Origin of the sequence: Bacillus sp. LB7 (genome assembly GCF_030449715.1) — a bacterium.
In the GTDB taxonomy this organism is placed as follows: domain Bacteria; phylum Bacillota; class Bacilli; order Bacillales; family Bacillaceae; genus Bacillus; species Bacillus paralicheniformis.
Map to the genome: position 1 here is coordinate 41072 of NZ_JASGCA010000008.1, position 13408 is coordinate 54479.

At 46.6% G+C, this 13408-nt stretch carries 11 protein-coding genes and 1 other annotated feature; of the genes, 1 reads left to right on the plus strand and 10 read right to left on the minus strand.

All coding sequences use genetic code 11. From position 1 onward, the window contains the following. The 4 genes from QMZ64_RS12185 to QMZ64_RS12200 all read right to left on the minus strand — a co-directional run bounded on the left by QMZ64_RS12185 (window position 1) and on the right by QMZ64_RS12200 (window position 4660). On the minus strand, window positions 1-1068 hold the full coding sequence (locus QMZ64_RS12185; protein WP_279599783.1) for an ABC transporter ATP-binding protein: 1068 nt from the start codon (window positions 1066-1068) through the stop codon (window positions 1-3). A 13-nt stretch (window positions 1069-1081) separates the two neighbouring features. Further along, entirely contained in the window at window positions 1082-1999 is a 918-nt protein-coding gene (locus QMZ64_RS12190) for an ABC transporter permease (protein WP_003180613.1), read from the minus strand. Window positions 2000-2003: 4 nt separating this feature from the next. Then, window positions 2004-2939, minus strand: coding sequence for an ABC transporter permease (locus tag QMZ64_RS12195; RefSeq protein WP_243939656.1), 936 nt, complete (start codon window positions 2937-2939; stop codon window positions 2004-2006). 95 nt (window positions 2940-3034) lie between these two features. Next, complete coding sequence (locus tag QMZ64_RS12200; protein WP_265627339.1) at window positions 3035-4660, minus strand: peptide ABC transporter substrate-binding protein; 1626 nt, start codon at window positions 4658-4660, stop codon at window positions 3035-3037. A gap of 461 nt (window positions 4661-5121) precedes the next feature. After that, window positions 5122-5343: a binding site (T-box leader), on the plus strand. 52 nt (window positions 5344-5395) lie between these two features. On the opposite strand from QMZ64_RS12200, the gene trpS reads away from it, so the two are divergent. After that, window positions 5396-6388, plus strand: coding sequence for a tryptophan--tRNA ligase (trpS, locus tag QMZ64_RS12205; protein WP_301441321.1), 993 nt, complete (start codon window positions 5396-5398; stop codon window positions 6386-6388). Window positions 6389-6632: 244 nt separating this feature from the next. On the opposite strand, the gene QMZ64_RS12210 is transcribed toward trpS, so the two are convergent. The 6 genes from QMZ64_RS12210 to QMZ64_RS12235 form a co-directional block, all read right to left on the minus strand. After that, on the minus strand, window positions 6633-7385 hold the full coding sequence (locus tag QMZ64_RS12210) for a YjbA family protein (RefSeq protein ID WP_003180605.1): 753 nt from the start codon (window positions 7383-7385) through the stop codon (window positions 6633-6635). Between the two features lie 128 nt (window positions 7386-7513). Beyond that, on the minus strand, window positions 7514-8428 hold the full coding sequence (opp4C, locus tag QMZ64_RS12215) for an oligopeptide ABC transporter permease (RefSeq protein ID WP_301441322.1): 915 nt from the start codon (window positions 8426-8428) through the stop codon (window positions 7514-7516). 18 nt (window positions 8429-8446) lie between these two features. Beyond that, a complete protein-coding gene (locus QMZ64_RS12220) occupies window positions 8447-9397 on the minus strand; it encodes an ABC transporter permease (RefSeq protein WP_009328840.1) in 951 nt (316 codons plus the stop codon). A gap of 76 nt (window positions 9398-9473) precedes the next feature. Next, window positions 9474-11105, minus strand: a complete 1632-nt coding sequence (locus QMZ64_RS12225) for a peptide-binding protein (protein WP_301441323.1) — start codon at window positions 11103-11105, stop codon at window positions 9474-9476. Window positions 11106-11218: 113 nt separating this feature from the next. Further along, window positions 11219-12202, minus strand: a complete 984-nt coding sequence (locus QMZ64_RS12230) for an ABC transporter ATP-binding protein (RefSeq protein ID WP_186447451.1) — start codon at window positions 12200-12202, stop codon at window positions 11219-11221. Window positions 12203-12244: 42 nt separating this feature from the next. Next, window positions 12245-13219: an ABC transporter ATP-binding protein gene (locus QMZ64_RS12235; RefSeq protein ID WP_301441324.1), complete on the minus strand. Its 975-nt coding sequence runs from the start codon at window positions 13217-13219 to the stop codon at window positions 12245-12247. Between the last annotated feature and the right edge of the window lie 189 nt (window positions 13220-13408).

Sequence of the window (13408 nt, forward strand, 5' to 3'; positions counted from 1 at the left end):
TCATTCACCTTCTTTCACTTGAACCGGTTTTTCATACTGATTTTTAAACTCCTTCATCTTGCTTTGGACAGCCGCCGGCGGCTCGACTTTTGGAGCGTCCGGGTGCAAAAGCCATGACTTCACGTAATGTGTATCAGATATTTTAAACATCGGCGGTTCTTGTTCAAAATCGATTTTCATTGCGTACGGGCTTCTTAATGCAAAGGCATCGCCCTTCGGCGGATTGGTCAAATCAGGCGGAGATCCCGGTATCGCCATTAATTCTTCATCACCGTCGTTGTCAAGGCTCGGCATTGATGCCAACAGCCCCCATGTATACGGATGCTTCGGATTGTAGAAAATCTCGTCGACCGTACCGATCTCCACAATCTGTCCCGCGTACATGACGGCGACTCTGTCTGCGACATTCGCGACAACGCCGAGATCGTGCGTAATAAAAATGATGGATGTCTCGATCTTTTTCTGCAATTCTTTCATCAGCTCTAAAATCTGCGCCTGAATCGTCACATCAAGAGCTGTCGTCGGTTCGTCCGCGATTAAAAGCTTTGGATTGGCCGCAAGCGCCATCGCGATGACGACGCGCTGCCGCATCCCGCCGCTGAATTCGTGCGGATACTGGTTGACGCGGCGTTCAGGCATCGGAATTCCGACCAGGCTGAGAAGCTCTACCGCCCGCTTATTGGCCTCTTCTTTTGAGATCTTTTCATGCTTAAACAGCACTTCTGTGATTTGACGGCCGACTTTCATCGTCGGGTTCAAGGAAGTCATTGGATCCTGAAAGATCATGCCGATCTCTTTTCCCCTGATTGACTGCATTTCTTTTTCCTTTTTCGGAACCAGGTCTTGTCCGTCAAATAAAATTTGTCCGTTTTTGAAATAGCCCGGCGGCATCGGAATCAGTTTCATAATCGCCTGCGAAGTGACGCTTTTGCCTGATCCGGATTCTCCAACAATTGCAAGCGTCTCTCCTTTGTCGACATGAAAGTTGACGCCGCGGATCGCCTGTACTTCTCCGGCGTATGTTTTAAAAGAAATGGCTAAATCTTTCACTTCAAGTAAGTGTTTCATCTTTCTCACTCCTTTATTTACGCAGCTTCGGATCTAAAGCGTCGCGCAGTCCGTCGCCGATAACGTTGAATGCAAACATGGTCAGACAGATAAAAGTAGCCGGGAAGAACAGGCGCCACGGGTAATACTCCAATCCCTGCACACCGTCTGTTGCCATCGTTCCCCAGCTTGCAAGCGGCTGCGGAACCCCGAGGCCGAGGTAGCTTAAAAACGCTTCATAGAAAATAGCCGTAGGCACGGTTAATGTCATGGTGACTAAGATCGGGCTCATGATGTTGGGCAGCAAGTGCTTTCTGATGATGCGCGAGTTTTTCGCTCCCAAAGTTCTTGAGGCGAGCACAAACTCCTGATTTTTGAGCTGGAGTACTTGTCCCCGGACGATTCTCGCCATGTTGATCCATCCCGTAATAACCATCGCCACGATCATCGTGATCAAGCCTTTTCCCATGACTACGAGCAGCAGGATCGTCATTAATAAGGAAGGAATCGCCCATAAAATATCTGCAATTCTCATCATAATTTCGTCAGTACGTCCGCCTCTGATGCCTGATATCGCACCCCATATCACACCGATCAAAACGTCGATCAGCGCGGCAGCCAGTCCGATTGTCAGCGAGATGCGCGCGCCGACCCATGTACGGACGAATACGTCCCTTCCAAGGTCATCTGTTCCAAACCAGTGCTCACCGCTCGGCGGCTGGTTCGCATTCGTTAAATCAGTTTCTTCATATTGAAAGCTTGAGAATACCGGCGCGAAGATAGCCATCAGAGCGATCAGGATCAGAACCACCAGTCCAAACAGCGCCAGCTTGTTTTCTTTAAATCTCAAGAATACGTCTGTCCAAAAAGAAAGGTTTTTCTTTGAGATCTTTTCGGCTTCGCTATGGTCAACAGCTGCAGGTTCAAACATGTCTTTTGGTATTTGCTGCATCCTCTTACTCCCCTTTCTTAGCGCCAAACAGTTTAATGCGCGGATCAATTAAGCCGTATAAAAGATCGACGATCAAGACACAAAGCAGCAAGATTGCCCCGAAGAAGACGGTAACACCCATGATCACCGTGTAGTCTCGGTTCGTAATGCTGGTGACAAAGTGCATGCCGAGTCCTGGTATACCGAAGACTTTTTCGACGACAAACGTTCCTGTCAAAATGGACGCCGCCATTGGCCCCATATATGTAACAACCGGCATGATGGCATTTCGTATCGCATGCTTAAACGTAACGGCTGGTGTGCTCAAACCTTTTGCACGCGCCGTGCGGATATAGTCGCTGCTCAGCACTTCAAGCATGCTCGAACGCGTCAAACGGGCGATAAACGCCATCGGCATCGAGGAAACAGCGATTGCAGGAAGGACAGTGTGTCCCCATGACTCCCATTGTGCGACAGGGAACACGCCCAGCTTCATTGCCAGCACGTATTGGAGAAGTGCGGCCATGATGAAGTTCGGCACAGAGATCCCGACAACCGCAATGATCATCGCTGTGTAGTCCTGCCACTTGTTTCGCTTCAGCGCGGCGATCACGCCGAACAAAACGCCGAAAGCGAGCGCAAGGCAAATCGCTTCCAATCCGAGTGTAAATGAAATCGGAAAACCTGAGCTGATCAAGTCGTTCACAGTTTGTCCCTTATATTTAAATGACGGCCCGAAATCCCACTTTGCTACCGATACTAAATAATCGAGATATTGTTTAAAAAGAGGCTGGTCTAAACCATAGTAGGAATTGAGACTGGCTTCAATTGCAGGGGGAAGTTTCCTCTCGCCTGAAAAGGGTCCGCCCGGTATCGCTCTCATCAGGAAGAAGGTAGCTGTGACGATAACCCAGAGAGAAATTAACATATAAACAAGACGACGGCCTAAAAATTTAATCAATTTTACACACCTCCGAATATTCAGTCTATTAACTTCTTTTCATAAATAAAAGTATATGGGGGGAAAGTCTAAGCCCCATATACTTTCATGCAATTTTATTCAAAATACGCGGTTTTGAAATAGATCTCACCAGTACCGGTTAGAACAAAGTCTTTTAAGCTTTCATCATGAAGATACGGCATTGTGTAGAAGTAGATCGGTGCGACCGGCAGTTCATCCATGATGATGCTTTCTGCTTCTTTCATCAGCTCGATACGTTTCGCTGAATCAGTTTCTCTCGATGCTTTATTCAGCAGCTCTTTATACTTTGCGTTTTCCCAGTTCGTATCATTGTTTCCGCCTTCTTTGTCGCGGTATGTTTCAAGGAAGTTCATTCCGTCGTTAAAGTCGGCGGTCCAGCCTAAACGGCCGATTTGATAGTTTCCGGCATGGAGCTTATCGATGTATACGTTCCATTCTTCATTGCCTAATTCGACATCTACGCCCAGTTCCTTGTTCCACATTTCCTGAACGGCTTGAGCGATTTTTTGGTGCGCTTCATCCGTGTTGAAGGAAAGCGTGATCTTTGGAAGGTCTGATGCTTTTTTCAAACCGAGCTCTTTCAAGCCTTTTTCCAAGTATTCTTTCGCCTTATCGACATCATGGTCTTTGAAATAGCCTTTATTTGACTCAAAGCCGTGGACTGCCGGCGGCACTAATCCCATCGCAGGCAACTGTTCCGCTTGCGTGATGTTTTTGACGATCGCTTCGCGGTTGATCGCGTATGTCAGCGCCTTGCGGATGTTGACATTGTTCAGCGGAGCCGCTTCAGTGTTGAATTTGTACAGGTAAACCGATGCGAACGGATCAATGTTAAGGCCTTCTTTTTTCAGGCTTGGAATCGCATCCGTTGAAATCTGGTCAAGCGGCTGTCCTACAAAGTCAAGCTCGCCTTTTTTGTACATGTTCAGACCCGTGTTCGGATCGTTGACCATCGCCATATTGATTTTCTTCAGCTTAACAGCGTCTTTATCCCAGTACTGGTCGTTTTTCTCCAGTACGATGTTTCCGCCGTGCTTCCATTTCGCCATTTTGAAAGGTCCGTTAGATACGTAGTTCTCGTCTGCGTTTGTGTACCATTTCGCATTCTTCTCTGCTACCTTTTTATTGACTGGCATATATGTGTAGAATGCTGTCAGTTCAGTAAAATACGGTGTCGGTTTTTCAAGCTCGACTTTTAAAGTCTTATCATTAACAGCTTTAACGCCGACATCTTCAATTTTCCCTTTGCCGGTGTTCGCTGCTTCCCCGCCTTTTAAGTAGTAAAGCTGATACGCATATTGCGATTCGTTTTTAGGGTCGAGCGCCCATTTCCATGCGTATTCAAAATCCCCTGCTGTTACAGGATCTCCATTTGACCATTTCGCGTCGCGGAGTGTGAATGTGTATGTTTTTTGGTCGTCGCTGACTTCGATTTTTTCAGCTGCCGCTTCAACCGGCTTTCCGTCTTTACCGATTGTCGTCAATCCTTCAAAAGTCTGACGAAGCACGTTTGCAGACACCGAATCGTTTGCGAGTCCCGGATGTAGTGAAAACGGTTCTGTTTTAATGTTGACATTTAATGTGTCTTTCCCTTTGCTGTCTTTTTTACCGCCGTCACCGGAGCTTGAGCCGAAGCCGCAGGCGCTGAGGACGAGTGTGAAAATGAGCATTAAACTGATAAATGACAAACGCTTCTTCAAAGAGAAACCCCCCCAATTTCTTGTTTTTTTAGTTCCTTACTCCTGAACATTCAGATTTATCATAAAAAAGTAATAGGCCCACTTGCCATACTTTTTCCTCTGTTTCGTCTTTTCTGAATATTTGTTATGTAAGAAACCTGTAACACCGAGGTGAACAAATTCATTATAATTAATAGAATAATTTATTGCAATATTAATTTTCAATTATTTTTTTATTCAAACTATTTATGATTGTCAGGTTTTCTGCCAAATGTACAAATACACTTCTCTGTTTTAAAGCGTAACCACATTAAAAGGAAAGTTTATGTTTTACAGGTTAAAACGTTTTACACGTATAACATTAACCATTCTTTATATCGAACCGGACGATGCCGCGCCAACTTTAATCAGCCCGGTATTCGTTTTCTTTTCCCCGAGGCTGTCGACTTTCATTTAAAATTTATATATAATAAAATTATGAATAACATGCGATGAAGAAGAAGAGTACACATTTCTCCCCATTTAAAGAGAGTCCGCGGTGCTGGGAGCGGATAATGGCGAATGTGGAATGGGCTTCGGAGCAGCTGACCGAACACGGATAAGTAGGCTCAGCCGGAGAAGACTCCGTTACAAACGTCTAGAGCGATTTCATTTTGACCATAATGAAATAATCAGGGTGGTACCACGGTTCATTCGTCCCTTTTCTTTTAAGGGAAGAATGGGCCTTTTTATTTTGAAATGGAAAGAGGGATTCACATGAAAAAAACGATTTTTTCCGGTATCCAGCCGAGCGGCTCTGTCACCCTCGGCAACTATATCGGAGCGATGAAGCAGTTTGTCGACTTGCAGGATGACTACAACTGTTACTTCTGCATCGTCGATCAGCACGCGATCACAGTCCCGCAGGACCGGCTCGCGCTGAGAAAGAACATCCGGAACCTTGCCGCGCTGTATTTGGCGATCGGCCTCGATCCAAAAAAAGCGACGCTGTTTATCCAATCGGAAGTGCCTGCGCACGCTCAGGCGGGATGGATGCTTCAGTGCGTCGCCTACATCGGCGAGCTTGAGCGGATGACGCAGTACAAAGATAAATCAGCCGGAAAAGAAGCTGTCGTCTCCGGGCTTTTGACATATCCTCCATTAATGGCGGCGGACATTCTGCTTTACGGAACAGACGTCGTCCCTGTCGGAGAAGATCAGAAGCAGCATCTTGAATTAACCCGGAACTTGGCGGAGCGTTTCAATAAGAAATACAATGACATTTTCACAGTTCCGGAGGTTAAAATACCGAAGGTCGGCGCCCGCATTATGTCGCTTGCCGACCCGCTCAAAAAGATGAGCAAATCCGATCGGAACCAAAAAGCGTTCATCACCCTGCTCGATGAACCAAAACAGCTTGAGAAAAAAATCAAAAGCGCTGTCACGGATTCCGACGGAATCGTCAAATATGATAAAGAAAACAAGCCCGGCGTATCCAACCTTCTAACGATCTATTCGATTCTCGGACAAGTCTCAATCGAAGAGCTTGAAGCAAAATACGAAGGCAAAGGCTACGGTGAATTTAAATCAGACCTTGCTGAAGTCGTCATCGGCGCACTGAAGCCGATTCAAGACCGTTACCACGAATTGATCGAATCTGAAGAGCTGGACCGGATTTTGGACGAAGGCGCTGAACGCGCAAATCAAACAGCAAACAAGATGCTGAAAAAAATGGAAAACGCGATGGGGCTCGGCCGAAAAAGACGCTGATCCAAAAACACCTTCTGATTGTACGATAATCAGAAGGTGTTTTTCATAGAGAACAGCCGCAGCTCCGCATTCACTTGCCTCCGGATCACGATACTCCTATAATAAATGATTCAAGACACATGTCTCCAGTCCTTCATTGACCGCTTTGTCAGAAAGACAGCTCACATTTTTTATTTTTTAATATAGATTTTTCGCTTTTGCAAATAAAAAGACCGCCGCACTCCCGGCAGTCTTGATTCTTAATTTAGTTGACTTTAGACTCATTCTCAATTTCCCAAAGCTTTTCAAAAAACGGCTGTCCTTTAATCAAATTTTCACAAAAGTCCCTGTGTTTGTCTGACCATCCGTCGATCGTCTCATTGAAAAGCATGTCCCAAATTTCTTCAAATGTCATGCGCTTGATCTGTTCATACATATACGGATTCCATTCGGTGTACCAATAGGCGATCTCGGCCCGGTTTTGGAGCCCTTTGAGCTGATCGAGCGCCATGAACAGCAGCTGTTTGAGCTGGCGTTCTTTTCTCGTTAATCCTCTGACATGCTCCGGTGATAAGGATAAAATGTGGTATTCTTTGGAAGATTGCAGCTTCTCTGGTGCAAACTCGTAAGTTTCCGCTTCAACGTCCTTCACCATTTCATAAACGAGCTGCTCCTGTCTCGGGATGAGGCGGCTTTTTCTTACCGGTATTGTGTAACCGGCCGTATCGACCGCGAGAATACCAATCCCGTCCGTTACGACGAAACAATGATCAAGCTGTGTCCGCTCATGATTTTTGCGAATATACGCTTTTTGATGAACCTCGTTCAATAATTCGGCCGGAAGCTCTGACAAATCATTTTCTATGTAGTGAAACAAAACAGACGACACCCTTAACAAAGGCACCTGGTCAAGCAATTCAACACTGTCTTCCTTCCGCCATTCATGAAAGTGGCAGACGTTGTAGCCATTTTCTTCTCCCTCAAACCAATTCACCCACACATCATGAAGAAACAACATTTCTAACCCCTCACTTTTAATAAAAACTGTTGTCCACAGTATAGGCAAGGGGGAAGGAATTTATTCCAAGCGGATGAGATTATGGCAATCGCCGTCAAAAAAAGCCAAGGGTGACATCCCTCAGCTTTTTATTTAATATTCTTCGGATCAAGCGCATCGCGGAGTCCGTCGCCTAAGAAGTTAAAGCACAGCACAGTGAACAGAATCATCAGGCCCGGGAACAGCGGGTACCACCACGCCTGGATCATAATCGTAAAGTTCTGTGCATCCTGAAGCATATTGCCCCAGCTTGCCATCGGCGGCTGAACCCCGAATCCAAGATAGCTTAATGCCGATTCCGCAAGGATCACGGTACCGACGGAAAGCGTCGCGGCAACGATAATCGGCCCCATCGCATTCGGAAGAATATGAGAAAAAATGATTTTGTAATTTCTTGTGCCGATCGTTTTCGCCGCCAAGACGAACTCCCTCGACCTCAAGGACAAAAACTCGCTCCGGACGAGGCGCGCCGTCGTCGTCCATCTCGTCAAGGCGAATATTAAAATCAGTTTATCTATGCCCGGCTGGAAGATGGTGACCAGCGTGATCAACAGAAAGATGTCGGGTATGGATAAGATAATATCAACAATTCTCATCAAAATGGCATCAATGATTCCGCCGAAATAACCGGCGATTGCTCCGACAACGGTGCCGATGGTGATCGAACCGAGGACGGACGCGAAACCGACGAGCAGCGAGATTTGTGCGCCGTACAGCAAGCGGCTGAAAATATCCCGGCCGAATTTATCCGTTCCCATCAAATGCTCCGCGCTCGGCGCCTTTAATTTGTTCATCAGATTTTGCTGTTCCGGCGGGTATGGAGCAATCAACGGTGCAAACAAGGCCGACAGTACAATGATAAGCAAGAGAATTCCGCCGATGACAGCGAGCTTGTTTTTGAAAAACTTCTCGAAAAAGATTTTTGTCATCGTTTCCGGTTTTTGTGGAATGTTTTCTTGAAGCCCGATCTCCGCTGAAGGCACTTGTGGATTTGGCTGTGTCATGATTAACTCCCCTCTTTCTTAATACTCAATCCGCGGATCGATGATCGCATACAGAATGTCCGCTATTAAATTGCCGATGACAACCAGTACAGCGGATATGACGGTCATCGCCATAATTACGGGATAGTCTCTTTGAAACGCGGAATCAATAAACAGCTTCCCGAGTCCAGGCCAGCTGAAGATCTGTTCGGTCACGACCGCGCCGCCGATAAAGGATGGAATCATCAGTCCGAAAATCGTTACAACCGGGAGCAGCCCGTTCCGCAGTCCATGCTTGTACACGACCCGATTTTCTTTAAAGCCTTTTGCTCTCGCCGTCCGGATAAAATCCTGGCGCAGCACATCCAGCATGCTTGACCTTGTATATCTCGTAAGCCCGGCCATATCTGCGGTGGCGAGTACGAAAGCAGGCAAAATTAAGTGATGAATCCGATCCCACAAACTAAAGCCCGAATTCAGCGTCATGACGCCCCCGGTCGGAAACCAGCCTAAATTCACGGATAACACCATAATTAAAATTAAACCGAACCAAAAGTTCGGAACAGCAAGTCCGATAAAAGATGTAAACGTAATACCGTAATCAAGCTTTGAATAGGGCCGCCTCGCCGAGAGCACGCCGAGCGGTATCGAAATCAGAAGCGCTAAAATCGTTGATACAAGCATTAATAAAAGCGTATTCGGAAGCCTGGCAAGAATCAAATCGATAACAGGCGTTCCTTTCCTGACGATCGATGTGCCAAAGTCCCCTTGCACCATATTGCCGAGCCATTTCAAATATTGAATATGTTCAGGTTCATTCAGTCCGTATTTTTCGATGAACTTTTCGCGGTCAGCCTGTTTGATGGACGGGTCCACCATCAGTGACACCGGATCACCGGGAGCCGCTTTCATGATCGCGAAAGAAAGAATGGTAATCCCAAACAGGATCGGAATCGACATCAGCGTTCTCCGAATAATGTATGTAACCATCTTCTATTCCCCTTTTATCATGGATTTTAAAGAGCAGGGAGAGGAACATCCACTCTCCCTTTTAGAGAATATTAGATTATTTTTTCAGCCACCATTTGTTTACTTCATAGAAATCGTTTTTCGGATGAAATTCGAAGCCTTGCAGGTTTTTAGGGATCGCCCGGTGGTAGTTGTAATAGAACAGGAATGTATACGGCTGATCTTCGGCGATCATTTTGTAGATTTTCTCGTAAGCTTTCGAATATTCTTTTCGGTCCTTCAGTTTCTTCGCGTTGACGAGAAGCTTATCGACTTCTTCGTTTTTGTACCATATGTTATTTAAGCCCGCTTTCGACTGGCTGGAGTGGAAGATATCATATTGATCAGGGAAGGTCGCCAAGCTCCAACCGAGCAGGAGTGCGTCATAATTCCAGTTCGGCGCGCTCGTTTGTTCAATTAAAGCGCTGAACTCGACGATTTGCGGCTTCGCTTCGATTCCGACTTCTTTCAGCTGCTGCTGAATGACAACTGCGGCATCTTCGCGTACTTTATTTCCTTGGTTCGTTTTAATGGTAAAGGAGAACTTTTTGCCGCCTTTGTCTAAAACGCCGTCACCGTCTGTGTCTTCCCAACCCGCTTCTTTGAGCATTTTCTTCGCTTTTGCCGGGTCGTATTCAAAGACTGGAATATCGGCGTCTTTCGGATAGTTCCATGATACAGGGCTTTCCGGAATATTCGCGACTTCCCCATCGCCGTCCAGCACATTTTGAACGATCGATTCGCGGTCAATCGCGTGCGTTAAAGCCTGGCGGACTTTTTTATCTTTAAACAGCTCATTTTTTTCGTTCCAGCCGAGGTATGAATAGTTCAGGCCGAGATCAGACTCAAGCTTGACATGATCGAATTTTTCGACTGTCTTCACATCCGTGCCCGGGACGACGAAATAATTAATGTCTCCCGCCTGAAGCTGGGCGATCGCTGCATTGGCATCCGGAATCACTTTGTATGTCAGCGTGTCAAGGTATGGCCCTTCACCGTAGTAATCCTCAAATGCTTCCACTTTAACGTATTGTCCCTGTTTCCACTCTACGAATTTAAACGGTCCCGTTCCAATCGGTTTTTTCCTGTTAAATTCGTGTTCGCCAAGATCTTTAATCGGCACGTCCCCTAAAATATGCTCAGGAAGGATTCCGTAGCTTAAAGAGACAGGCAAAAATGAAGGGTCCGGATGTTTGAGCTTGAATTCAACCTCGTAGTCTCCCTTTTTCGTCACTTTATCAATCATTCCAAAATTGGAGCCGCGCTCACCGGCATAGTCTTTGCTTAATGGGATGTTATACGTAAACACGACGTCATCGGCCGTAAACTCCTCGCCATCGTGCCATTTTACGCCTTTTTTCAAAGTCACGTTATACGTTATGCCGTCTTCTGACTGATCTATTTTTTCAGCAAGCTTCATCGTCGGATTTAAATCGGTGTCAGAGCCGACAAGGCCGTCAAAAATAAACCCTTCAATATCAGAGCTTGACGCATCGGTTGAATATAAAGCGTTGAACATCGTAGGCTCCCCTGTAGAACCGATGACCAAGTCACCGCCCTTTTGCGGCTTCCCGTCAGATTTGCCTTCCTTTTCGTCCCCTCCGACTTCGCCGCTGTTGCAGGCCGTTAGAAAAATCGATAAGATCAGCAGCAAGCTTAAAATTGAAAATCCTGTTTTGCGTTTATTCATTTTATGAATTCCCCCCTTATTAAACTGTTGTCCTTCTTTCCACCCGATTGACCCCCGTTTTTTAAAGAAGACATTCCCCCTCTCAAGGATTTAATATGTGACGGCCTCCCCCTTTATTCGTAAAGGTGGCACGCCGCGAAATGGTTTGTTTTCACTTCCTTGAAAGCGGGTTCGGCTTCCGCGCAAATCGCTTTTGCGGCCGGACACCTCGTATGAAAGACACAGCCTTTCGGAGGGTTGGCGGGGCTCGGCAGCTCGCCCTTTAAAACGATTCGCTCCCGCTTTGTCCCGCCTTTCTTCCTAGTGACGGGAACGGCGGACAGAAGCGCCTGCGTGTATGGATGAAGCGGGTTGTCGTACAGCTCATGCTTGTCTGTCAGCTCCATCATTTTGCCGAGATACATGACGCCGACCCTGTCGCTGATGTGGCGGACGACGCTCAAATCATGGGAAATGAACAAATATGTCAGATTGAATTCTTCCTGAAGCTCTTCCATCAGGTTGATCACTTGAGCCTGGATTGACACGTCCAATGCGGATACCGGTTCATCGGCGATAATAAGCTCCGGATTTAAAGCCAGCGCCCGTGCGATTCCGATCCGCTGGCGCTGCCCTCCGGAAAATTCGTGGGGATAGCGGTTCGCAAACGACGGGTGCAACCCGACCTTTGCCAAAAGCTCTTCGGCTTTTTCGTTACGTTCTTTGAAATTGTACATATGATGCGTGTGGAAGGGTTCTTTGATGATGGAACGCAGCGTTTTTCTCGGGTTCAGTGAGGCAAACGGATCTTGGAAAACCATCTGGATGTTTTTGCGGACGCTCTTTCTCAACGCTTCTTCCGACAAACTTGAAATGTCGCGGCCTTTGTAAAAGATCTGTCCTGCCGTCGGTTTATAAAGGCGGATCATCGTCCGTCCGGCGGTCGACTTTCCGCAGCCCGATTCACCGACAATGCCGAGCGTTTCGCCGCGTTTAAGCGAAAAGCTGATGCCGTCAACCGCTTTGACGTCGCCGATTTTTTTCTGAAATATCCCTGAGCGGATCGGAAAGTACTTTTTGACATCTTTCAGCTCCAGAAGGGATTCTTGCGGGCTCATTTCCTGTCCGGGCTGTAATCGTTCAGCTGATGAAGTCATCCCTTATTCTCCCTCCTCATATAAAAAACATCTGACAGACCGGCCGTCCGGACGCGTCTTCAAGCCCGGCTGCGCTCCCCAGCATTTGTCGACCGCGCTCGGACACCTCGGAGCAAACCGGCAGCCGGCCGGAAGGTTGTCAGGCGTCGGCACATTTCCTTTAATGGCTGTTAATTTTTCAATGGAGCCTTCAATAACAGGGATGGAGTTTAACAGTCCTTTTGTGTAGGGATGCAGGGGTTCGTCGAATAGTTCGTCTACTGTGGCATTTTCAACAACTTGTCCGCAATACATGACGATCACGCGGTCCGCAATTTCGGACACAACGCCGAGATCGTGGGTAATGAGAAGTATGGAGGTATCGAATTTGTCGCATAGGTCTTTCATCAGTTCCAGCACTTGGGATTGAATGGTAACGTCAAGCGCTGTTGTCGGTTCATCCGCGATGAGCAGCTTCGGATTGCAGCTTAAGGCAATGGCGATCATCACCCTCTGCCTCATGCCGCCAGACAGGCGGTGCGGATATTCTTTCATCAGCTCGCCTGCCCTCGAAAAGCCGACAAGCTTTAATAATTCTACCGCTTTTTTGGCGGCTTCTTTTTTCGATAGCTTTTTATGATAGATCAGCACCTCTGTGATTTGTTCGCCGATCGTCAAAACCGGATTGAGCGAGGTCATCGGCTCCTGAAAAATCATCGAGATTTCATTTCCGCGGATCTTGCATAAATCTTGTTCTTTGTATGTAACGAGATCCCGTCCTTCGAGCTTGATGGAACCGTTTATGATCTTTCCGCCCGAGCCCTCGACGAGTCCCATGATTGACAGAGACGTGATGCTTTTACCGGATCCCGATTCACCGACCAGCGCCACGGTTTCCCCTTTTTTAATTGAAAAATCAACGCCGTCCACTGCGGGTATCGGCTGCTTTTTTCTGAAAAAATAAGTTTTTAAATCATTGACTTCCAGCAATGCGCTCATCCAGATTCCCCTTCCATAGACCAGAAGTTAAATATTACGAAAAACTAATATATTACTTTTTTAGAATTTTCTTAATATGACTGAATTATCTTAAAATTTTATAGTTGTATATTATTACATAATCATTACAAAAGCAAGGAGTTTTTTGATTTTTTGTAATAATATTAATTTAATCCCATAATTTTAGTA